Origin of the sequence: Litorimonas cladophorae (assembly GCF_014652455.1) — a bacterium.
In the GTDB taxonomy this organism is placed as follows: Bacteria; Pseudomonadota; Alphaproteobacteria; order Caulobacterales; family Maricaulaceae; genus Litorimonas; species Litorimonas cladophorae.
Genome location: NZ_BMYV01000002.1, coordinates 564,190 through 585,592, shown reverse-complemented (window position 1 = coordinate 585,592; position 21,403 = coordinate 564,190). Strand labels below are relative to the sequence as shown.

Genomic DNA, 21,403 nt, shown 5'->3' with positions numbered 1-21,403 from the left:
CATCTAAATGAAGTTTATATCATGAAAATTGCGATTGCTGGTCTAGGATATGTCGGTCTGTCCAATGCCATTCTACTAGGGCAGAATAACCAAGTTTTTGCTTTGGATGTCGATCAATCCCGCGTGGACATGCTCAACCGCAAAGAGGCCACTGTTGAAGACGGCGTGGGTGAAAAAATGCTGCGCGAGGTCCCGCTTGATATTACGGCAACGATTGATGTGGCCCTAGCCATTAAAGGGGCCGAATTTGTCCTGATCGCTACGCCTACAAGTTATGACACGCTCACCAACCAGTTTGATACGTCCAGTGTAGAGACTGTCATTGGCTACGCGGCCGAGCATGCACCTGAGGCGACCATCATTATCAAGTCGACGATCCCAGTCGGGTTTGTATCGCGGATGCGGCAAGAACATGAAAATATTATCATTTTTTCTCCCGAGTTTCTACGCGAGGGCAATGCGGTTCATGATAACCTCTATCCTTCACGCATTATTGTCGGAGATCACTCAGATGAAGCGCGTCGTTTCGCTGATTTGATGGTCGAAGGTGCCCACAAAGATAACATCCCCGTTCTATTCACGGGAGCTAATGAAGCTGAGTCAATCAAGTTGTTTTCTAACACTTACCTCGCGATGCGTGTGGCTTATTTCAATGAATTAGACAGTTTTGCCCATATGCACGGGCTATCTTCTAGCGAAATCATTGAGGGGGTCTGCATGGATCCACGCATAGGGGACCATTATAATAACCCGTCTTTCGGCTATGGTGGGTATTGCCTTCCGAAAGACACAAAACAGCTTTTGGCCAACTATGAGAAAGTCCCGCAGACTCTTATTAGCGCGATCATCGCCAGTAACGTCACGCGCAAAGATTATGTTGCGGATGCCATCATAGCAAAAAATCCAGAGCGTGTCGGAATCTATAGATTGGTCATGAAAGCTGGGTCAGATAACTTCCGCGCCTCGAGTATTCAAGGCATCATGAAACGCATTCGGGCCAAAGGTATTGAGGTCGTAATCTATGAGCCTGAGTTGGCTTCGGATGATTTCTTTGGCGCAAAAGTGATTTCAGATCTCAGCAATTTTAAATCCATGTCTGACGTAATCGTCGCCAACCGCGTGACAGATGATCTGGAAGACTGTCTTGATAGAGTATTTAGCCGGGATTTGTCTGGCAAGGATTAAAGGCTTAGCCTTCTATCTGGAATTGAGCGTGAATCAAATTGCTGAGTATCTAAATGTCTAATACCTCACCCGCCAAAACAGGTCATCACTCGTATATTTCATCTATCGATGGCTTAAGAGCAGTTGCGGTTTTATTGGTCCTGTTGTTCCATTTGGACCTTCAGTTCGCGCACTCAGGCTTTATTGGTGTTGACGCATTCTTTGTCATTTCAGGCTTTTTGATCACACGAAACATCACACAAAGTGTTGAGCGCGGATCATTCAGCTTTCTGGATTTCTATTTCCGACGGGCAGCAAGGCTTATGCCTGCGGTCCTAACGGTCGTGTTGTTGACTTTGATTGGCGGGTACTTCTTTCTATCTGCCCAGGATTATAACCGACTAGGTTTCTCGAGCTTCCTCTCTTCAATTTCCCTCTCTAATATCTTCTTCTGGACGGAAGCTGGATATTTTGCTCAGGCGTCTGATACAAAACCTTTGCTCCACACTTGGTCCCTTGCCGTAGAGGAGCAATTCTATCTGGTTTGGCCAATTTTCCTTTTTGCTTGCTTGGCATCGGGGCGAAAATTGCTTGTGATCTCAATGGCGGCGCTTGGCTTGCTGTCGTTTGTTGCAGCTGTATATTTTCATCGTGAAAATCCAGATATGGTCTTTTTCCTTGCCCCCTTCCGGGTCTTCCAGTTTGCCATTGGCGGTCTGATCAGCTTTTTGCCAGCGTGGAAATTTAGAGATCGCCTCTCAATTATCGGCATTCTAAGCGTCTTATCTCTATTCGGCCTCGCGGCGGCCCTTCCAGATGATCTATCGGGCTTCCAGCATGTCGTAACCGTGATGCTATTGCCTGCATTGCTGACTGGCGCATTTCTGTTTACCGCGAAATCAAACGTCCAAGAACGTATATTTGCATCTCCAATTTTGAAGTATTTAGGGGAGCGGTCTTACGCGATCTATCTCGCGCATTGGCCGATCATCGTTTATTGGAATATGGCGACAGATTACGTTCTCAGCCCATTTGAGCAAGCCGGCCTATTCGTGGCATCCGTCATTTTAGGTGAATTGTTACATCAATGCGTAGAGAAACCGTTCCGCTTGTCCCGTTCGGCAAGCCCCGCGCGTGTTCTTCGAACGAAGTTTTTCCTCCTTGCAATGGCTTTCATGAGTGGGACTTTGGCGATGAACGTGACATATTTTAATGGGTTTGCCAAAGAGGGTGCAGCTAATTCACAGGCAATCTCTCAGGGGCCTCTGACCGCGTCACTTGGAACTGATGGAGTTGCTGATCAGGAAGGGCGTTGCTTCATGCGTCCGCAGGACGCGCCAGAACTTTATGGCGTGGAACGCTGCGCAACAGCGCCAGTGGGAAAAATGCCAAAAGTTTTGGTATTTGGCGATAGTTTCGCAGGTGATATGTATGTCGCTTTAAAAGGGGGATTTAAAGCACCCTACTTCGGCCATTATATCATTCCAGGTTGCCCAATTGAAAGTCCCTCGAAAGTGGCAGCGAACAAAAATCAGTGCCAGGCACATTACAAAAATGCGTATGAAAACGTTATTACGAAAAATAGATTTGATTATGTTGTTCTCGTCGCGAATTGGACGAAAGTCTCCGACAAAGATATCGTGGAAACGAAAAAATACTTGGAGTCTCTAGGGGTCAAAGTCGTCACGGTTGGATTGCGCCCTCGTTTCAGAGAACGTGTGCCTGACATCCTACAAAAAGCTGGCGAGTCAAATGCCGCAAGGACGCGAGCAAACGTCCTCGTCAACCAAGATTTCATTAAGCGTGCTGACGCCATGAAGATCTCGCAAGGCGGAGCTGATGACTATGTAGATCTGATGGATCTACTTTGCCCAGAGACCTGTGATATTGAGACTCCAAATGGCGACTTGATATACCGTGACGATAGCCATTTCACGCTTAAGGCGTCCTCATGGGTTGGTCGAGAAATCCGAAACTCTTACCCCGACCTATTCAACCAGTCAGTTTCACCCTAAAAAAGTATATCGATATGTCTGATGGGTCCCGTATCTGTTCTCGAGCATGAGGCTGCCATTGAGCGCACTGAGCGTTGTGAATTTATCGGGCCCCGTTATCCCAGTGAGGAGTTCGTCATTTGCGACGCGAAACTTGTCGCCACTGCCGAGGATAATCACATTTGGTGAGACCCCAATATCATAAGCGACTATGGCCGCGTGGGAGAGCTGAGGATAATCTTCATTGTCGATCATGATCATCATGAATCCGCCGGATTTGGGAGGTGTGATCGTTTTGGCTGTCTCGTTCAGAAGATAAACTCCACCACTATACATATTTTTTATTTGTGTATGGCCAGTATGGGTTTCACACCTGATGGCCTCAGTCCAATCGGTCGCATTTTCACTAACTTTGATCGATAAGGCATTGTTCCCGATTAGGCCCATCTCGCCATAAGATTGGTAGCCCGTCTGGAACTGAAGGCTCGCGGTATCCGAAAGAGCGGCTTTGTTAATTTTAAGCCGATGACTGTGACCTTCATTGTCAAACAGCGCGTTTTCAGACTTAACGACGAACCGATTGAGATTATCGGCCTGGGCATTCACACCGAACTGCGTCTGCATGGTTTCAGGGATTTGAATCTCTGCCCAGCCAGTGTCGAAGAAGCCATATAGGCGTCGATCATCACAGATCAGGCAGGTCCAGCCAGCGTTAGGTTCCAGCATCTTCCAATTGCCCGAAGCGTCACTTCGGGCAATAAAGTCCTCGAAGCCAGTCCAATCTCCTGTCGCGGTGGGCCCGACCAAATATGCATCGCCTACGATAGGACTCGTCGGTGGTGTTGAGGCCCTAGATTTCACGCTGAGCTGGGCCAAACTGTCCAAACGCAACATAGCTTCGTTATAGGTAATGTACTTCAAGGCCTGCGCAGGCATGAGGTAAGGCAGGTTCAAATTTGGGGTTTGGGTCATTCAACTATCCATTGTTTCGTTCGAAGGAATGAAATAGCTTAATACAGGCTTTGAGAGCGTGGATGCGTTTCGTATAAATAACTGCGACCCCGAGCGGATTTCGCAAGGAATAATCTTATGAAATGCTCTATTGTTATGCCCGTGCTGAATGGCGAACCTTACATACAGGCCGCTATAAACTCAGTCATTACTCAGGATTATGACGATTGGGAGCTGATCATTGTCGATGGGGGATCAACAGACGCGACGCTTCAGATAGTTGCGAAGCTTCAAACAGCAGAGGCTCGCATCAGGCTGATTCAACAGACGACTACGGGGATGTATCCAGCTATTTTCGAAGGATTCGATGTAGCGACGGGTGATATCTTCAGTTGGCTGAACTCGGATGATCTCTATCCGTCTTGGGCTTTACGTGTGGCAACAGACTTTCTGAAGGTCTCTGAAAACCGAAAATGGATCACGGGGTTTCCAGGGGCATGGGATCGCAATGGCGCGCTAAGGTATCTTCTGCCGATAGGAATTTGGCCACAGCGGTGGATTAAAAGAGGCTACTTTCATCCCAACTTCCTGGGATGTATCCAGGCTGAGAGTAGCTTTTTTCGCTGTGAAATCTGGAAGCGTTTTTCAGCGCAGGACCGTAGCGAGATTTGCGCTATGCGGCTCGCGGGGGATTACCTCATCTGGCGTAAATTCGCCGAGCATACACGCTTGGTGACGGTTCCAACTTTAATTGGCGGCTTCCGCAACCATGGCGGAAATCGATCAATTACGCAGGCAGCAATTTACATGGAAGAAGTCTACGAGACCGGTACATTGAAGTTGCAGCCACGAATTGGGCGGCGATTGGGGCAAGTTTTTTCGGCAATGGCTTGTGCCTTCGGATATCGCGCCGCCCTGCGGGAAAGCGCGAGGCTGAACCAAGACAATCAGACAGAGCCGCCCGCCTCTATTTAAAGGTTCGTCTTCCATTGGTTGATATCGAACCCGTTTTTGTAAAACTCCAATCCGAGTGATTTTATCAAATCGGATCGAATGAAAATTGCGTCCATCTGGATGAGACGATCCTCATAATAGCAAATATCAACGAGGTCGAAGAGCTCAAATCCATATTTTCGAATGACACTGAGCCGTTGGTGGATGTCTTTAACACCAGCTTCGATACAAATGACACTGCAGTGTTCTAAGGTTTTTTCCGCGCCTAAAATCACATCAATATCTGGGCCATCAATATCGATTTTTAGTAGGTGCGGCCTTGGAATATCCAGATCGGCCATCACTGCATCAAGCGTTTTCATCGTAACACTTCGGTCATTCTCGGCGTTGTCCCCATCTAGCGGTGATATACGAGCATGCGTAATATCTTGATCGTCAACGACGGACAGGGTTTCAAGCGCGACAACGTCGTTGAGCTTGCCTATTGCGTGAGGAACAATCAAAAAAGAGGGAACCTGACCGAAGTAATTCTCGCGGATAGCTGGAAAAAAATCTTCAACGGGTTCGCAGAGAATATGCGGAACCTTTGGGAAAGCTGTGATGAGCTCCTGCGTAGCCTCATGGACACCGACGTCAATCACCGAAGCAATCGGAATGTTCAGGCGCTTCAAAAGCGCAAAACTATCTTTTTTTGTTGGCTGACGGCGCAATGGCGCAGGTTTGAGATAAAAGGCAATTCGGCCTTTAATTTTAGAGAAGATATTTGACATGAGAGCTCAGATCATACTGTTGAATATCTAAACTAAAGCGACATTCATGGGCTAAAACTATGCTACATTCTTGTATTTAGCGCAACGCATTGTATTGTGTGGTGATTGCTCTTTTCAGTGCGCCGGATACGAGAACGAGACTTACATGATTTTGTTAGCAGGTGGGGTGTTGAAAAACTATCAACCCCCGATTTCCGTGATTCTAGAGGCGATTTCTGGGAATGTAGTTTCGGCCGAAGGCTTGCCGACCAACCCTGCCAGCGAAAGTGAAAAGGATACGTCTGGCGTCATCGCGTTCTCAAAGTCTGAGGAACCTTGGGCACTCTTCGAGACTCACTTTGCCGAAGCAGAGAAAAAGCCGCATGTTTTGGCGTTTTATTTGCCAGCAAAACTCGGATTGGCGCATTATTTAGCCGCCGGTTTAAAGCCTGATGAAGCCGCATTTGCGTGGATCACAACAACTAAAAGCGTTCTTAATTTTGTTCGAAAACACCGCAAGTCCGTATTTTTGGTAAATGCGGACACAGCTTTGCAGTTTCCTGAAGAATTTATAGAAATTTGCGTCAACAAGTACAGATTTAACGGCACAGACAGGGTCGGTGATCTCCCTAGAAGGCCACCCGTGAGCGATTTGCACGGCATTTTCGCCAATCAAATCATAAGACAAAATCAAGACGTCTTGAAACTCCAACAGGAACTCGAGGCGCGTTCCGAACCGATCTCGCCCTATTCCACTCCAGATGTATTTGATTTGAAATCCGTGTTTGAAGAACTGAACGCTTCAACAGAAAACTATGAAATCGCAAAGGCGCAGATCAATCAACTTGAAGCCAAAGGTGTTAAAGCTTCTCAAAAACTTGAGGACATCAGTACTAGGTTCGGCAAACTATCTGACGCAAACCAGAGTCTAGAGAGTGAAAATAAGTTATTGCTTGAACAGATGGAAGCCATGCAGGCCGATCTCGTTGGAAGCCAAGACGCCCTTGAGCAGAACAAAGCGCTCTATGTCGAGCAGCTTGATGCGGTGCGAGCAGAATTAGCCGACAATAATCAGCGCTTTGAAAAAAATAAAAGTCTGCTTTTAGAGCAACTTGAAGCGGTTCAAGCAGAATTAATTGAGAGTCAGAAAAATCCCGATGGGAAGAAGCTTCTCAATGAAAACGCTCGTCTTAAGTCCGATTTATCAGACCTGCAGGCAGCCCATGAAGCCACCCTGTTACATGCCAAAGAACTCGCTGAAGCCAATGCAGAGGCCATAGACGACGCAAGGCGATCGAATATGAAAGATGACCTGATGAGCGAGCAAATGGCGAGTATTCAATCCGACGCAACTGAAACTTATCATAATTATTTAAAGGTCTCTACGGAACTTGAGGAGCTGAAAAAAGTTGCTCGTTGGAAAGAGGGTAAGACCGAACGTTTAGTCGCCGAATTGGAAAACGATCTCGCGCGAACACATAAACGTATCGACAGCCTACAGAGCAGTTTTTCTTGGAAAGTAACGCGCCCCGTACGAATATTATCGCGGGCAATCGGTTTGGCGGGTCGCAGAGCGTCTCAAAGTGACGTCAATCGCGTCTATCAGTCGGGATTATTTGATGTGGATTGGTATTTAAAAACCTACCCTGATCTGGCTAATATATCCATGAGCCCTATTGAACACTTTGTAAATTATGGCGCATTTGAAGGTCGGTCTCCTGGCCCGAAGTTTAACACGCGGAAATATACGAAAGACAACCCGGATGTTCTGATTGACGGTGTGAATCCTTTATTACACTTCTTGGAGTCTCGGAATGAAAATTAGCGCCCAACTCACTGGCCATTCCGCACTGTTGACTGGAGAATAGTTTTGGCCAAGACACCAAAAACGAAAATGGGGCACCTTCTTTACTTAGGGGCTGGCAGATGCTCACAGCTCAACGAATATATAGCCGCAACTAATAAAAACATCGTCCTGATCGATGCGAATATCGATGTTTGTAATATCTTAAAGTTCGAAACGCGGAATGCGCCCCATATTACGGTTGTAAATGCGGCTGTTACGGACTCGGCGAGGCCAGAAAAGCTCAAAATTTACAATTTTGAGGATATGAGCGGCCTATATGAACCAACAGGACTATTGGATATTTATCCAGGATTGGAACTTCAAAAAGAAATTCAGGTTCAAACGCAAGGCTTTTCTGATGTCGTCAAGGCTTATATCCCGTCGCGCGCAGACTTCGATTTAATCGTTGATATTTGCGGGGGTGAAGGCTCCGTTATTTCAGAGATGCTGAGTGGTCCCTATTTCAAAAACGTTAGACGCTTCAACGTTGTGAGCTCGAATTCCCAGCTCTTCAAAGGCGCGACCCTGGCGAAAGAGATTCTGAAAGCCTTCAAGGACAAAGGCGTAGATGCTGATCTGGAAATCGATGAAAACGAAGATTTCGTGACCATATCTGGATGTATCGACATAGCTCTTTTAGAAAGACTCCGCGTCGAAAAGCAGATGAAAACCCTCGAGTCTCAAAAGAAAACTCTTGAGAAGAATTTTTCAAAGGAGAAGAAAACGAATGCGGATTTACGCAAGAAACTCGATTTAGAAACCAAAAGCCTTGCGCGTGAAAAAGAGCTGGTATTGGCGATTACGCAACAGCGTGACGCAGAACAGATCGAACTCAAAGAAAAGCTGAGTCAATTTGAAGCCCAAAACGCGAAGAATGAAGATCAGCGAAAAACTTTAGCGCATGAGCTTAAATGCCTGAAAGCGGATCATGACGCATTAAAACTAGAACATGAGACCAAGTGTTCAACTGCAGCAGAACTTAGTGACAAATTGAATGTCGCGGAGCGCGGTCATAATCAATTGGCCCAAGAACTTGAAAACCTAAAAGCAGATTATGCGGCATTAAAGCTTGAACATAAGAGTAAATGCTCAACCGCTGCGGAGCTTAGTGACAAACTAAATTCAGTTAAACGGCGCTGTGAACAGCTAGAGGGAGACCTAGCAACCGCGCAAAGTGCGGAACGTACATCTCTTTCGGAATTTAAGGCCTCGATGAAGGGGACTTATACCGCCATAATCGATGCCTTCGATCATCAAGTGTCAACACTAACGGCCATCTCCGAAGGAAAGTCGAAACAACTCGACGCCCTTTTGGAAGAGAAAGAGCGTTATGAGAAAGTCTCAGCTGAAACGGAAGCCGAGAAACAAAAATTAGTACAGGCGAGGCAGAAGATTGCGGCCTTGAAATCTGATTTAGCTGAGCGCGAAGCGAGTTTAGCGTGGCATAAAAAGAGATACATCGAGCAAGTTGGCGCCACCGACACGCCTAAGATTGATGTGGCCCCGCCGAAGTCAAAACCTAAGCAACTCACTGTTACAACTCCGAAGGTTGTGCTGGTAGGAAGCGTCCCCCGATCGGGCGGAACTTGGGTTTTCAACGTTATTCGTGGCGTGTTTGAAATTACGAACACACCATATGCTAGCGGCTGGTACAAGACATTTGAAGGAAAGACAGATGTCAAATACCACCTGATCAAAGTTCATAATGTCGATGATTATACGGGTCCAATTTGGAAAACGATTACCAACCACAGATCTTTAGAAAGGCGTGTTAGCTCCCTCGTTCGCATGGGTTGGGTGGAAGACTCCGAAGCTGGAATTTTGAACGCGTTGAAACATCAGGCTCAGCTTTACAAAATTTGGGATCAGCGATCTGATTTGGAAGTGAATTTTCAACATATATCAGACAAGCCCGAAAGCGTTATTTCAAGCATTGCTAAAGAATTAGGTTTTTCTTTGAACGAAGCCCAAGTTTTGAAGGTTTTAGAATTTATCGAAAATTTAACTCCGCCCCAAGGTCCAGGCGTAGACCCTATAACACTTTTGCATCCAAAGCACCGGGTGACGGATATTGAGGCGAATGATAAGCGTGTAGCCCGAGTTTTGAGCATTATGCGAAGCAGAAAGAATAAGAGTAACCCCTGAGGCAGTTTGGCTATGAATCCACTCTCTTTTGGCGGACTTTTACCTAGACAAATTGGATTAAATGACGTTTAAGGGCGGCAGATGTATGAGTTTATATCTGGGGCAAATCACGAAAAATTTAAAGTCTCGAATACTTATGGTGTTTGATATTGTGGAATACAGGTGGAGTTATCACCTGGGATGGGCATCGTATTGACCACTTCGAAAGTTGAATTCGAGAGGAAGTTTCAGGGCCGAGGAATGGGTAATAAAAGCAAATCACATGGATCGGTAAATAGCGGAGTCATTGCCCATGATGACGAATGGCAATTTCCCGCTATCACCGAGAAAAATGCCTATCATATGGTCAAAGAACATCTATTTGATGTGAAAGGCGTTGTTTACCTCGCATTCCCTTGGGCCACTTTCCTAGATAAATATAACACTAAGCGCAGCGATGCGATGCCTTTACTGGCAAAGCTTAAGGAACTGACGGCAAAAATTGCACCAAACACACGTGTTGTGACCGTCTGCCAGCATATTCATATGATGAAGTTCATTGATATGTTTTTTGACCACCGTGTAACAGATATCTTTTGGACTCACGCCGTAAAGAATGAGTTTTCAATTAGTCAAGATCGCAAGATCGACTTACATCCTTTCCCCCTATATTCTGTCCAATTCCCCAAGAAAGAAAATTGGCCACTTGATCAAAAACGGGCGCATCTGTTTTCGTTCATCGGAGCGCGTGCAAATCAATGGTATCTGACAGAAGCGCGCAATTGGATTTTGGATTTGCTGGGTGATGACAAACGCGGTTTGGTCGTCGGTAGGGACAGCTGGCATTTTAATAAAATCGTCTATGATTACCAAATTCGTAAAAACAGTGACACTCAAGATAAACTAATCAATGTGGATGCGTCGGAGCAGTTCAAGCAAACCCTCAGAGAAACGACATTTGCACTCTGTCCTTCAGGTAGCGGCCCCAACTCTATTCGTCTTTGGGAGTCGATCGCAGCCGGATCAATTCCCGTCATTCTTGCCGATACATATCTAACGCCGGGACGCCAAAAGATCTGGGATGAAGCGGTCGTTTATTGCGATGAGTCACCTGAAGCGATCAAGGCTCTACCTGATCGTTTAGAAGCTATCGCTAATGATCCAGAGCTCTTGGCGCATAAGCGCCAAATGTTAGGGCAACTCTGGATTCTTTATGGAATGGACACATTCATTTACGATATTCAGATGCTCTACCTCCAGATCGCCAACGGTGATTTCGGACAGGATGATTTAACTTTAGGCACATGCCATAATGACACCTTAGTGAAAATGGCGAAGACGATTTCTCGTCGCGAAAACCCGTCCAAGTTCGATCTTTCGATGTTCTTGAACGCGTGCATTAGCGGGTTGATGATTGATCGAGAGGGTTTCGCTGCGAGCTACGCCCAAAATGCCTCTATACAAAAGCTCCTGTCGGAAGCGATTGAGAAAAATGTAAACCCCGCTTCTGTGGATCGCTATAAACGCGCAAAAGCTTTCATGGAATTTGATGAGAAGAAGATTTCGCCGAACCAAGAGGCGTTCGAGGTTACGAAGCCTTTGAAAGTTATGTTGTACGGAAAACACTCTAATCGGACACCATTGTCTTACCAACCTTACTTGACGCACTCCAAAGACATGATCGAAATTGTCGATACGGCCAAAGAAGCCGACCTGATTATGACAGGCTTCAATATCGATTTTTCTTCAGACACCAAGGCGTTAAACAACCATAAATTAGATAATTACAATGCTAAACATGTGGTCTTGTCGGAAGAGCCCCTTTGGGACGTAATCTGGAGCAAGGGCTATACCGAGCAAGCCCGGACGATTGAGAGCAAGGCGGGCAATATCCCCTATCACTTCCTCAACCACATGAACTCTGACATTTATGCCTTTAACAAGGTTCCCTATTTCATAACCACGAGTGACAAATTCTTCGTCAGATATGGGAATTACTTTAGACGGAACGCTAAAATGTCTGTCGAAGATCTGATGAAGCATTGGTCTTCCACGACAATACGGTCAGCGTTTTATGCCGAAATCCGTAACAATGAACGCTATGGCGTGGAAGTGAAGGAAGACGATGTTTATGGACTTTGTCTCCTGCGTACGTCCGTCGCGAAGAACTGTAAAAAAGGCAATATTGTACGCGTCGGCGGTGGTTGGCCCAAAACAGCGAAGAAACGTCAAGCCTTGCCAGATTGGCATTTAGATAAGTTAAATGCCCTGGATGGGAAAACGCTAATCGCGTCGGGTTTGGAAAACACCCATCAAAAACACTATATCACAGAGAAGATTTTTGACGCTTTTGCCGTCAATGCAATTCCAGTGTATTTCGCGAGTCCAAATCATCGCATTCATGAACTTTTCCCCGATGGTGGGTTCATCAACATCTTCGGTATGACCGGTGAGGACGCCGCCAAATACATTGATCGTTTCGTGCCAGACGAAGCCTTTGCCAAGCAATATTTGAAGTCTCAAAAACGTATGGCAGATCTCTTTAGTCAGCCGCAGGTTCTGGTCGAAGAGCGCAAACGTTTAATGGTCGACTTTATAAAGGCTGCTAAGAAAATCTCATCAATCTGAAGGCTACAATTAACCTATACGGAACCGTTCCAGCCACGGCTGAATCCTATACGCTTGGGCTAAGTGAGTTTAGTATTCAGTTGTACGGTTGAACTTAATGGCCTCATCAATGTCCCCGCGGAATAAAATCTTCCCACGGCGCAACACTATACCTTTGTTGCAGGTTCTTGCCTGCACTTGTGAGTTATGGCTGGCGAAAATAAAGATGCCCGTCCGGTCGATGAGAGAGCCCAAGCGCTGACTGGCTTTCTTCTGGAAGTTTTCGTCACCAGCGGACAACCATTCATCCAATATCAAAATGTCAGGCCGAAAAGCTGTGGCAATCGCAAAAGCGAGGCGAAGTCGCATCCCACTCGAATAAGAGCGCATCGGAAGATCGATGAAGTCATTAAGGTTGGAAAATTCAATGATATCCGCGAATTGCTGATCAATCTCTTCTTCGTTAAAACCCATATAACGCGCCCGCAATCGGATATTGTCGCGGCCAGTGGCATGATTGTTCAGCCCCAGTTGGATGGAGATCAGAGACGATATCCGCCCCTCAACCCTAATTTTGCCTGAGGTCGGCGGGATGATCCCTGCCAATATCCGTAGAAGCGTCGTTTTGCCGGCTCCATTGTGCCCAATTAAAGCTACCCGATCACCTGTTTTGAGATTGAGTGAGACATTATCTAGTGCACTGATGCCAACGCGCCTTTTCTGTTGCGTGATCACACCACCCAAAGCCACAGTTTTGAAAGAGTTCATTATGCCCTGGGATCGAGCCTGTGGGAGATCGAAGTGAACGCCGACATTTTCCATTTTGATTGAGGGGCCCATCTTAGCTCCAATACACAATGCGTTTTGCAAACAGACAGAAAGTGACCATACCCAAGACAGCGATGACAATCGATGTTCCGCCCGCCCAAAGAAAACTTTCGACCACATCGGAATACCCGAGAAGTGAACCGCGGACCGTGTTGATGTAGTGGTAGAGTGGGTTGTAGGTGATGAGAAAGCTAAGGTCGCCCAGTCGATCAGAACGCCAAAAAACAGGCGTGACGAAAAATGCAAAGGTCAACGATGCACTGGTAAGCTGCCCAATATCCCTGAATTTCGTGCCAATAGTGCCGATAAATAGGGTAAACCAGAACCCGGTCCAAAGTATAAGAAACATCCCGCCGATCGCCATCAAGAGGGCGGGCCAAGACGGAAAAACCTTAAAGTAAATGAGGACGCCAACCACGATGATCAATTTGTAGAGCATGCTGAGTAAAGCTGTACCAACCAGACGAAGAGCGAAAATTGTCTTGGGGATCGGCGCCTGATTGAAGGCGACAGACGCGGCCAGGAAAACCGATGCGCCTTCGTTGATCAATGTCGATATGAGGCCCCAAACGATGATCCCGATGGCGACATATGGAAAATAATCGCTGAGATTATCACCAAGGATGCGTGAGTAGAGAAGTGCTAGTCCGGAGACCATCATAAAGGTTGTGGCTGTGATCCAAAACCCGCCTAGAAAAGTGCCTTGATACCTTGAGAAAAAAGAGGTGTGAACCAGATTGAGGAGCAGTCGAGGACGCGATAAGGCCGTCTTCAGGTCGTCCAAAGCGTATTTAAAGCCGTCTTTGGAAGCATCAAAACTATAGACGGGCAAAGTCTCGCGTTCTACTGCCTCATCTTGATTAACGGAAGTCATATTTAGGATTCATCCTGTTCCATGCGTCCGCAGGGTTTAATACCCATCCGTGGTTGTGAGCAACACATAATGCAGGTCTGCTATAGCGGGTATATTTACAATCTTTAACCCAGCAGCGACTTGCTTTTCAGCTTGGTCAATTTATGCTGTCGTTTTACGGAAAAGTACATGTTAAGCAGACATCCAACCAAAGCCCATGCCTTCAAAACGTTGAAAAACATGGGTTTCCCCGTAGAGGCGGTTGTCGATGTGGGCGTTTTAAGCTGCACAGCTGACCTCATGAACAGTTTTCCTAACGTACCGCATATCTTGGTCGAGCCTATCGAAGAGTTTTATGCAGATATTGAGCGCATTTATCAGGGCGCAGGTATCCAATTCAAAATTATTAAGGCCGCAGCGTCCGATGCCGATGGCACTGCGAAGATGAAAACCTCCTCGATAAGATCCGGTAAAGACATTACGCACTCTCGCTTAACCCATGAGAAAGGGGATGGTGAAAATTTCCGTACGGTCCCGACCATCACGATAGCGACTCTGATTAAGACGGAAACGATCCCAAAACCCTACCTCCTAAAAATTGACGTCGACGGCGCGGAGCTTGATGTAATGCGCGGCGCACTTCCTGTCGTTTCGAATTGCAGCGTTCTCTGTATTGAAGCTGGTCCTCAGAACTTTGCAGAGCGCTGTAACGCGGCGCTCACCCTTGGGTTCGAACTTTTCGATATCGTAGATTTGTGCTATTATGGTAACCGCTTTGTGCAAGCAGACTTCATTTTCATTAACTCTCAGATGGTCAAAAATCTGAAACTTGATATGTATGAAGACGGATTTGACGTCGAAAAATGGACGCCTTATGTCCCCCAGACTGAAACGCTCAGTGACTCAAAGGTTAAGCGGACGTTCAACCGTATGAAGAAGGTACTTGGCGACACCTAATGAATTCAAATTATCGCGGCTGAATTCTACGCTATTGTTGGACTTCCAACCTCTTTCACCCTCGATCTTTACTTTACATGAAGGATATATTTTCCTATTTCGTATGGGCTAACGTTGCGGGGCAATTGTGCCGTCAGCCAAACCATCAAGACTGCATATTTTAAAACAATTCAACCAGAATACTGATCTAGCCTTTTATAGAGTTTGAAGCCGCTGCGCCGTAAATCTGTATCAGGTCTGCTCATGGACGAAAAATAAATCGACAGAGAGTACTCATATGACAAAGACCGCTTTAATCACAGGTGTTACCGGGCAAGACGGTGCCTATTTGACAGAGCTTCTGCTTGGCAAAGGTTACACTGTACACGGCGTTAAGCGCCGGTCGTCTTCGTTTAACACGTCGCGCATTGATCACCTTTATGTCGATCCGCATGATCCAGATGCCAAGCTATTCTTGCACTACGGAGATCTGACCGACTCCACGAACATGATCCGTATTGTTAAAGAAACGCAACCTGACGAAATCTATAACCTAGGCGCGCAATCACATGTCCAAGTTAGCTTTGATACGCCAGAATATACGGCGCAATCTGACGCGATTGGCACACTGCGTTTGCTCGAAGCTATTCGTATTCTCGACTTGGCGGACAAGACACGTTTCTACCAAGCCTCTACATCTGAGCTGTATGGTAAAGTCGTCGAAACGCCACAAAGCGAAACAACGCCTTTTTATCCACGCAGCCCATATGCGGCCGCTAAAATTTACGCTTATTGGGTTACCGTAAACTACCGCGAAGCTTATGGAATGCATGCGTCCAACGGCATCCTGTTCAACCATGAAAGCCCTCTCCGCGGTGAAACATTCGTGACGCGTAAAATCACTCGGGCTGTTGCCGCCATTCACAACAATCTCCAAGATACACTCTATCTGGGCAACCTCGACGCAATGCGCGACTGGGGCCATGCACGTGATTATGTAGAAGGTATGTGGCGCATCCTGCAGCAAGACGAATCTGACGATTATGTTTTGGGTACGGGTGAAATGCACTCCGTTCGTGAATTTGTGGAACTGGCTTTCTCTATGGTCGATATCAAAATCGATTGGAGCGGCGAAGGCGTTGATGAAATCGGTAAATGTAGCAAAACTGGTCGCACGTTGGTTAAGGTAGATCCACGTTATTTCCGTCCAACAGAGGTAGAACTTCTTCTTTCTGATCCAAGTAAAGCGAAAGAAAAGTTGGGCTGGACATTCACAACACCTTTTGCAGGTCTCGTTGCCGATATGATGGAAAGCGATCTGAAGCTAGTGGCACGTGAAGTCGACCGGAAAAACCGACATGACTAATACGTCCAAACCCTATGACCTGACCGGAAAACGGGTCTGGGTTGCTGGCCATCGAGGCATGGTCGGTTCAGCGATTGTTCGCCGACTAGAGAGTGAAAATGTTGCTGAGGTTCTAACGGCTACGCGGTCGGAGTTGGACTTAAAAGACAAAGCGGCCGTTGACGCCTGGATGGATGAAAATAAGCCCGACGCCATTTTTTTGGCGGCAGCAAAGGTTGGCGGAATTCACGCGAATTCTGTCTACCCGGCTGATTTCCTCTATGACAACCTAGCGATCGCTTCGAACATCATTCACAAGGCTCACGCCATTGGAACGGAGAAGCTCTTATTCCTAGGCTCATCTTGCATTTATCCTAAGTTTGCAGATCAGCCAATTGAGGAAAGCTCTCTCCTCTCTGGCGCTCTCGAGCCAACAAATGAGTGGTATGCGATCGCCAAAATCGCAGGGATAAAACTTTGTCAAGCCTACCGTCAGCAACATGGCAGTGACTTCATCTCCGCAATGCCCACAAACCTGTATGGTCCAGGCGACAATTACCACCTGGAAAACTCCCATGTTATCCCAGCCCTTATTCGCAAGGCCTATAATGCCCGCGAAGAAAATGCGGATTCGATGGAAATTTGGGGAACAGGCACGGCGCGTCGTGAATTTATGCACGCTGATGACTGCGCTGATGGTCTTGTTTTCTTAATGAAGAATTACTCTGGTCATGAACATGTTAATGTCAGCCAAGGCGACGATATACCTATCGAAGATTTGGCGCGACTGATTATGAAGCTCGTCGGCTTTAAAGGGACATTGACAAAAGACACGACCAAGCCGGACGGAACGCCGCGCAAACTTATGTCCAACTCACGTATGGCAGCTTTAGGGTGGTCACCTACCCGCGAACTCGAAGACGGGTTGGCGGATGCGATTTCATGGTTTGAGACACATCTGGATACAATCAGAGAAGCCTAAAACGTCTCATTTCTTGGCTAGCGGCGGTTTCGCCGCTATGCCCATTTGGCTTCTATCAGCTTCATATCATCTGATGAATTTTTTGCGTCTATGCAAATGACGCCGCATTCCCCAGCCTTTATCGCGGTATGGAACGTGATCCACGCGGTAGCCCCATCCCAAGTTATATCTCCAGACTTACAGCTTACAACATAGTCCTTTGTCGGCTTTGAAAAGCGGCACTCTAGCCTCCGCTGAGCGGTCTCTGTCGCATTGATAATCGGTAGCGTCGCGTGAGGTTTCCCGTTGTAAAGCGGGAGTAAGCTATCACCCCATTTCGTCTGGTCACGATAGACACCATGCGTTTGCAGCACGCTGGATACGACACCTTTTGCGACGTTCATGAGACCTTGTGAACGATGCAATATGGCGGCAAATTCTTTGTAGCGCTTTATAGAAATCTGGCTTGTTTTCGTGTCAGTGACCCAAGACACATTCGAAAAAATTTCGTCAATGAACATAAATTCATGGCCATTATCATAAAGCCGTAACCAGAGATCCCAGTCCATTGTGTAGTGCAGAGATTTATCGATCCCGCCGATTTTTTCCAAAGCACTTCGTCGGATGAAACAGGAAGGCTGCGAAATATAGTTATCTCGATATATTAAATTGGAAACGGGCTTAACTGCACTGTGTAGCCCAAGAACATCGCCTTCCTCATTGCAGATCGAGCTATGCCCATAGATAAGATCAATGTTTGGATTGGCCTCAAAAGCGGCGAGAACCATAGGTATGCAGTTTTCCAACAACATATCATCAGCATTCAACCAGGCGAGAATGGGCGCCGTTGAGCGGGCCCATCCTTCTGCGATCGCGTCTGACTGCCCTCCGTCAGGCGCACATCTATGGTAGGTGGTTTGAACGCCGCTTTGGGCGATTTCCTGAGCAACAGCGGGGTCCCCGCTTGCGTCCATTATCGCAATATCAAGATATTCATTTTGGGCTTTTAAAGACCCAAGCGAAGACTTGAAAAACTTTGATCCATAACCAATAGGAACGCTCACGCAGACACGTAATTCGGATGTGTGACGTGTCATATAGTGCGAAGCGTTCCCGACATTGCCCTAGGGGCGGCAGCTTTAGGCGTTAGGTAGTTTGCCAGCGACCGTACACTCGCGAGGACCGCGTGTACCAGATAGGTTGAGCGTTGCCTCTGTCAGGCTCCCCGTGAACGTGATGTCGCGCGGCTGACCGGGAGTATCTTCATAAGTACCTTCGACGTTGACCGTTCCATCTGCTGCGACTGTGCCGCCCCAATATTCGTAACCTGACTCGCCAGCAGTGCCTTTGATGAATGAGAGCGTTCCGCCTTCAACAAAAACAACATAGGAACGTTCAAACCCTGCTGCAGAGCCAACGCCGCCACATGTCATACGCGTCAAATATTTAGGCGCGGGCGTCACGGTAACAACTGCAGGGACTTCAACTGTCGTTGTTTTTTTCGGAGCATCCTTTGGCGCGCATGCGCTTAGCGCGAAAGCCAAGCCGATCGCACTGACTGTAGCGAAAGTACTGCGCACGGTATTTTTGTTCGTTTTCAGAAGCGAAAATGTCTTGAAAGTCATAATATCCAACTGTTTCTAAAATTTCAGCCATCACATACAGGCATCAGACACTGGGTGAAAGTGAATTGTACGTAGGAGTAACGTAAAATCCATTCACCGTCTCAGAAGTGTTCTGGTCCCTATTTTAAATCTGCCACTAGACGGCAATCTCGAGGGCCGCGTTTTCCATTTGCGATTAAAATGTCATCGAATGAGATGCCAGAGAAGCTTATTTCTTTCATGCCACCAGCCCCCTCCTGATACTCGCCTGCGATTGAGACTACACCCTCGGGGGAGATGTTCAGGTCCCATCTTTCAAAGGCTCCAGAGGTCGGGTTTGAACGGTCCAGTTTCCACATCCCACTTTCTTGAGACAAGCTATACTCACGAACGAACGGCTTTGCTGATCCAACCGCAGAACATTGCATAACAAGCTGGGATTTGCGCCCATTCTGGCCTTCGGACGCAATTGCCTTCGCTTTGAAAATAGGCCGTAGTTGCGGGTCATATTTCCGGCGGATTTTAGCGGCCATGACTTCAGCTCCAACTTCAGTCAAATGTCTATCATCCAAAATAATCATACGACCGTCATTCGTTGCAATTGAACATTCGGGCGTGCAGGCGAGCTCGAGGAAATCAACGAATACATCCGCTTGCGGACCATACCGCGTTTTATAGAACTCATTCCATTTGATATTGGCTTGATCAATTTTTCGATCTGCCGATTTCTGCGCCTCACTTAGGGAAATCGAGCTTTCTAATATTGTCGGTAGTTTCTCGGAATAGGCAAGTCGCTGGCCAATTAAAACTGACGGCGTCTGTGTATCCGCACTTGCCTTCAGAACATCACCAATATCTGTGTGCAGATTGGGTAACCAGTTAGACGTGAAAATCACGGCGTCATATTGGCGACTGGGAAGCAACTCGTTGAAGAACAAAGCATATAACCGCTTGCAATCGGCATATTTACCCTCGTCGGGCATATTCTCTGGAAGCTTCAAACGGCACCCTGGAATGGACATTTGAAGGAAATTCACATCGGGATAAGCGCGTTTGAACGCCATATAAGTTCCGCCGGTATAGCTATCGCCAATTACAAATACATTGGGCCGCGTTGGATCGACCTCACCGCAAATTTCCAGATTCCAATCATCAAAACCATGATCTGCCACAACAATATTACAGCTGCCTGTCCGTATTTCGGCAAGCCTCGTCGCCCAGTCATTTGGCGCATTATTTACGATAGATTTCACAGCTTCAGGAACTCGACTTGGGAACCCATCTTTTTGAATAAACAGAACAGAAAGAGAGAGAGCGGCCGCCATTGGCAGAATTATTCCCGCTAACTTTAGCTTACTTTCGGTGAGGGATTGCTTGCCATGAATGCGCAAAGGTTCTTCAACACAGTTATAAAGGACAGCACCCAGAACTAGGGACACAACGATCAAGCCAATCTGATCGACGGGCGAAAAATTAAACCCAGTTTTGATGCCATAATAAACAATGATCGGCCAATGCACCAAGTAAACTGAATATGAGCGACGCCCTAACCAAACAGCCGGGGGCGAAGCAAAAATAGTTTCTAAGATGGGTGTTCTAGCTGTTGCGATAAATATCCCCGCTAAGGCTGCGGGCAACAAGGCGGTCGGCAGGACGCCTGTTACCGTATCGCCGATCCAAACCGTTGCGAAGACAAGCGCGACCATCGCCGCCAGTCCAAGATAGCCGCGTTTATTGCCGGCTACAGGGAATGCCCAAAAAGCCAAACCTGCGCCGATACAAAATTGAAAAATGCGGAAAGGCGTCATGAAAAATACGAAATTCGCATTTTTAGGCGCATAATAAAGTGCCGCGGCTAGAGACAGTACCCCAATGATCGGGATCAGGTATTTGGCTTTGCCCTTAAAAACGCGCATCAACACAATGATCGTCACAGGCCAGACGAGGTAAAATTGTTCCTCAACCGATAATGACCACATATGCAGCAGTGGTTTTAGATGCGAAGCGGTGTCAAAATAGCCCGCATCCAACGCGAAGAAAATATTTGCGAAGAAGAGAGCTGCTGCCAAAGCAGATCCTGACATTTCTTCCAGCGCAGAGGGGCTGAGAACAAAAAAACCTGCGATCAGCGTCGCAAGAATGGTAACAAAGAGCGCAGGAAACAACCTCACGGCCCGACGAGAGTAAAAATTAGCAAAGCTGAACTTGCCCTTCTCAGAGGCCGAAATAATGCCACGCGTGATCAGGAACCCTGAAATCACAAAAAATACATCAACACCTACATAGCCGCCTAGAAAAAAAGGTGTTTTGACATGAAAGAGTAGGACCAAACTAACGGCCACAGCGCGCAAGCCGTCGATTGCCGGTATGTATCCGGAATTTGCTTTGGTAACGGACAAAATGAGACTCTAAGTTACGGGACAGACCACCTGATTAAACGTGTTTTGCATAATATAGTCAGACGGAAATACCAACCCGTACTTACCA

16 protein-coding genes are annotated in these 21,403 nt (G+C 47.0%); 9 read left to right on the top strand and 7 right to left on the bottom strand.

Features of this window, described 5'->3' with window-relative positions; translation table 11 throughout:
- The first annotated feature begins 21 nt into the window (after positions 1-21).
- Positions 22-1,185 carry a nucleotide sugar dehydrogenase gene (locus IE073_RS10515; RefSeq protein WP_189586285.1) on the top strand — a complete coding sequence of 388 codons (1,164 nt, stop codon included), beginning with the start codon at positions 22-24 and terminating at the stop codon, positions 1,183-1,185.
- Between the two features lie 53 nt (positions 1,186-1,238).
- Positions 1,239-3,179, top strand: a complete 1,941-nt coding sequence (locus IE073_RS10510; RefSeq protein ID WP_189585404.1) for an acyltransferase family protein — start codon at positions 1,239-1,241, stop codon at positions 3,177-3,179.
- Here IE073_RS10510 and IE073_RS10505 read toward each other — a convergent pair.
- Positions 3,171-4,130, bottom strand: coding sequence for a DUF2793 domain-containing protein (locus IE073_RS10505; RefSeq protein ID WP_189585400.1), 960 nt, complete (start codon positions 4,128-4,130; stop codon positions 3,171-3,173). The two genes, IE073_RS10510 and IE073_RS10505, sit on opposite strands and share 9 nt — an antisense overlap.
- Before the next feature lie 117 nt (positions 4,131-4,247).
- Between IE073_RS10505 and IE073_RS10500 the strand changes: the two genes are divergently transcribed.
- Entirely contained in the window at positions 4,248-5,084 is an 837-nt protein-coding gene (locus tag IE073_RS10500; protein ID WP_189585397.1) for a glycosyltransferase, read from the top strand.
- Here IE073_RS10500 and IE073_RS10495 read toward each other — a convergent pair.
- Positions 5,081-5,833, bottom strand: coding sequence for an FkbM family methyltransferase (locus IE073_RS10495; protein ID WP_189585394.1), 753 nt, complete (start codon positions 5,831-5,833; stop codon positions 5,081-5,083). The genes IE073_RS10500 and IE073_RS10495 overlap by 4 nt on opposite strands.
- A gap of 145 nt (positions 5,834-5,978) precedes the next feature.
- Between IE073_RS10495 and IE073_RS10490 the strand changes: the two genes are divergently transcribed.
- The 3 genes from IE073_RS10490 to IE073_RS10480 all read left to right on the top strand — a co-directional run bounded on the left by IE073_RS10490 (position 5,979) and on the right by IE073_RS10480 (position 12,410).
- Positions 5,979-7,637, top strand: a complete 1,659-nt coding sequence (locus IE073_RS10490) for a coiled-coil domain-containing protein (RefSeq protein ID WP_189585391.1) — start codon at positions 5,979-5,981, stop codon at positions 7,635-7,637.
- 315 nt (positions 7,638-7,952) lie between these two features.
- Complete coding sequence (locus IE073_RS10485) at positions 7,953-9,803, top strand: coiled-coil domain-containing protein (protein ID WP_189585388.1); 1,851 nt, start codon at positions 7,953-7,955, stop codon at positions 9,801-9,803.
- 240 nt (positions 9,804-10,043) lie between these two features.
- Positions 10,044-12,410, top strand: coding sequence for an exostosin domain-containing protein (locus IE073_RS10480; RefSeq protein ID WP_189585385.1), 2,367 nt, complete (start codon positions 10,044-10,046; stop codon positions 12,408-12,410).
- A 69-nt stretch (positions 12,411-12,479) separates the two neighbouring features.
- Here the strand turns inward: IE073_RS10480 and IE073_RS10475 are convergent, their stop codons facing one another.
- Both IE073_RS10475 and IE073_RS10470 read right to left on the bottom strand, forming a co-directional pair.
- A complete protein-coding gene (locus IE073_RS10475) occupies positions 12,480-13,157 on the bottom strand; it encodes an ABC transporter ATP-binding protein (protein ID WP_189585382.1) in 678 nt (225 codons plus the stop codon).
- 73 nt (positions 13,158-13,230) lie between these two features.
- Positions 13,231-14,091: an ABC transporter permease gene (locus tag IE073_RS10470; protein WP_189585379.1), complete on the bottom strand. Its 861-nt coding sequence runs from the start codon at positions 14,089-14,091 to the stop codon at positions 13,231-13,233.
- A 168-nt stretch (positions 14,092-14,259) separates the two neighbouring features.
- Here IE073_RS10470 and IE073_RS10465 point away from each other — a divergent pair, with 168 nt between their 5' ends.
- From IE073_RS10465 to fcl, 3 genes are all read left to right on the top strand, one after another.
- On the top strand, positions 14,260-15,027 hold the full coding sequence (locus IE073_RS10465; protein ID WP_189585376.1) for an FkbM family methyltransferase: 768 nt from the start codon (positions 14,260-14,262) through the stop codon (positions 15,025-15,027).
- A 277-nt stretch (positions 15,028-15,304) separates the two neighbouring features.
- Positions 15,305-16,372: a GDP-mannose 4,6-dehydratase gene (gene gmd, locus IE073_RS10460; RefSeq protein ID WP_189585373.1), complete on the top strand. Its 1,068-nt coding sequence runs from the start codon at positions 15,305-15,307 to the stop codon at positions 16,370-16,372.
- Positions 16,365-17,333, top strand: coding sequence for a GDP-L-fucose synthase (fcl, locus tag IE073_RS10455; RefSeq protein ID WP_189585370.1), 969 nt, complete (start codon positions 16,365-16,367; stop codon positions 17,331-17,333). The genes gmd and fcl overlap by 8 nt, the downstream gene beginning before the upstream one ends.
- A gap of 35 nt (positions 17,334-17,368) precedes the next feature.
- On the opposite strand, the gene IE073_RS10450 is transcribed toward fcl, so the two are convergent.
- The 3 genes from IE073_RS10450 to IE073_RS10440 all read right to left on the bottom strand — a co-directional run bounded on the left by IE073_RS10450 (position 17,369) and on the right by IE073_RS10440 (position 21,315).
- Positions 17,369-18,409 carry a glycosyltransferase gene (locus IE073_RS10450; protein WP_189585367.1) on the bottom strand — a complete coding sequence of 347 codons (1,041 nt, stop codon included), beginning with the start codon at positions 18,407-18,409 and terminating at the stop codon, positions 17,369-17,371.
- Between the two features lie 42 nt (positions 18,410-18,451).
- Complete coding sequence (locus IE073_RS10445) at positions 18,452-18,937, bottom strand: hypothetical protein (RefSeq protein WP_189585364.1); 486 nt, start codon at positions 18,935-18,937, stop codon at positions 18,452-18,454.
- Between the two features lie 119 nt (positions 18,938-19,056).
- The gene (locus IE073_RS10440; RefSeq protein WP_189585361.1) at positions 19,057-21,315 is read right to left on the bottom strand and encodes an acyltransferase family protein; all 2,259 of its coding nucleotides are present in this window, start codon (positions 21,313-21,315) and stop codon (positions 19,057-19,059) included.
- Positions 21,316-21,403: the final 88 nt, after the last annotated feature.

Bases quoted from the DNA above. Each gene is read 5' to 3' on its own strand.
- IE073_RS10515 (WP_189586285.1), top strand. From the start codon at position 22: ATGAAAATTGCGATTGCTGGTCTAGGATATGTCGGTCTGTCCAATGCC.
- IE073_RS10510 (WP_189585404.1), top strand. From the start codon at position 1,239: ATGTCTAATACCTCACCCGCCAAAACAGGTCATCACTCGTATATTTCA.
- IE073_RS10505 (WP_189585400.1), bottom strand. From the start codon at position 4,130: ATGACCCAAACCCCAAATTTGAACCTGCCTTACCTCATGCCTGCGCAG.
- IE073_RS10500 (WP_189585397.1), top strand. From the start codon at position 4,248: ATGAAATGCTCTATTGTTATGCCCGTGCTGAATGGCGAACCTTACATA.
- IE073_RS10495 (WP_189585394.1), bottom strand. From the start codon at position 5,833: ATGTCAAATATCTTCTCTAAAATTAAAGGCCGAATTGCCTTTTATCTC.
- IE073_RS10490 (WP_189585391.1), top strand. From the start codon at position 5,979: ATGATTTTGTTAGCAGGTGGGGTGTTGAAAAACTATCAACCCCCGATT.
- IE073_RS10480 (WP_189585385.1), top strand. From the start codon at position 10,044: ATGGGTAATAAAAGCAAATCACATGGATCGGTAAATAGCGGAGTCATT.
- IE073_RS10475 (WP_189585382.1), bottom strand. From the start codon at position 13,157: ATGAACTCTTTCAAAACTGTGGCTTTGGGTGGTGTGATCACGCAACAG.
- IE073_RS10470 (WP_189585379.1), bottom strand. From the start codon at position 14,091: ATGACTTCCGTTAATCAAGATGAGGCAGTAGAACGCGAGACTTTGCCC.
- IE073_RS10465 (WP_189585376.1), top strand. From the start codon at position 14,260: ATGTTAAGCAGACATCCAACCAAAGCCCATGCCTTCAAAACGTTGAAA.
- gmd (WP_189585373.1), top strand. From the start codon at position 15,305: ATGACAAAGACCGCTTTAATCACAGGTGTTACCGGGCAAGACGGTGCC.
- fcl (WP_189585370.1), top strand. From the start codon at position 16,365: ATGACTAATACGTCCAAACCCTATGACCTGACCGGAAAACGGGTCTGG.
- IE073_RS10450 (WP_189585367.1), bottom strand. From the start codon at position 18,409: ATGACACGTCACACATCCGAATTACGTGTCTGCGTGAGCGTTCCTATT.
- IE073_RS10445 (WP_189585364.1), bottom strand. From the start codon at position 18,937: ATGACTTTCAAGACATTTTCGCTTCTGAAAACGAACAAAAATACCGTG.